Consider the following 1,011-nt stretch of genomic DNA (forward strand, 5'->3'; position numbering starts at 1 on the left):
TCTTTCCGAAAGTCCTTGACTTGTTTCAGTTTTTCTATTAAGCTCAACATATATTTGAAAAGTTGCCGGTCACTCCTCATTTTACCTGACAGTGATCGCTTTTACTTTTGATATTCTGATGGGAGAATGAAACAGCCCTACCGACATCGGGGGGGTCGGGGGGGCAAGGGGGGGGCAACTAACGTCAGATATTGCCTGAGATAATTTCGGGTTTTTGACCATATTCTTGACGGCTAAATTCTCAACCACAATCGTTTGGTTTTCACGGACTAATTGAGTGGTTAGCTTGTGTAAATGGTCTTTCCTGCTATCGGTGATTTGAGCGTGAATTTTGGCTACTTTGATTTTTGCCTTTTCTCGATTCTTTGAGTCTTTCTGTTTTCTAGAAAGATTTTTTTGTGCTTTTCGCAACCTCTGATAATGTTTCTTAAAATGCTTAGGATTAGATACTTTATCGCCATCGCTGGTAATCACGAGGCTACTAATTCCTAAGTCAATTCCGATGGCTTTATCTGTTACTGGTAGAGGCTTAATCGTTGGGTCATCAAATCTAATTGAGATATGCCAACGTCCAGAAGGATGTAATCTGACTGTTACTGTACTTGGGTCACAGCTTTCTGGTATTTGTCTTGACCATCGAATAGGTAAAGGTTCTGTGCATTTAGCTAAATAGATTTGTTTGTCTTTGAACTTAAAAGCAGATTTGGTAAATTCGGCACTTCCTCCCTGATGTTTTTTCTTAAAGTTAGGATACTTAGTACGACCAGCAAAGAAATTAGTGAAAGCTGTTTGTAGATGTCTTAACCCTTGTTGTAAAGGTACACAGCTAACTTCGTTTAAAAAGTCTAATTCTTCTTGTTTTTTCCAATCAGTTAGCATTGAAGAAGTTTGAGCGTAGCCTACTCTTTCTTGCTTTTCGTACCATGCTTGTGTTCGTTCGTGGAGAGCTTTGTTGTAAACTAATCTTACACAGCCCAATGTGCGCCGCAATAGCGACTCTTGTTCTGGTGT

At 39.7% G+C, this 1,011-nt stretch carries 1 pseudogene; it reads right to left on the reverse strand.

Annotated features, from left to right (window positions below):
• Positions 1-177: 177 nt before the first annotated feature.
• A pseudogene (locus O9295_RS18920) lies at positions 178-1,011 on the reverse strand (RNA-guided endonuclease InsQ/TnpB family protein); the annotation flags it as partial.

The organism is Microcystis sp. LE18-22.4A (genome assembly GCF_027531105.1).
Lineage (GTDB): Bacteria > Cyanobacteriota > Cyanobacteriia > Cyanobacteriales > Microcystaceae > Microcystis > Microcystis aeruginosa.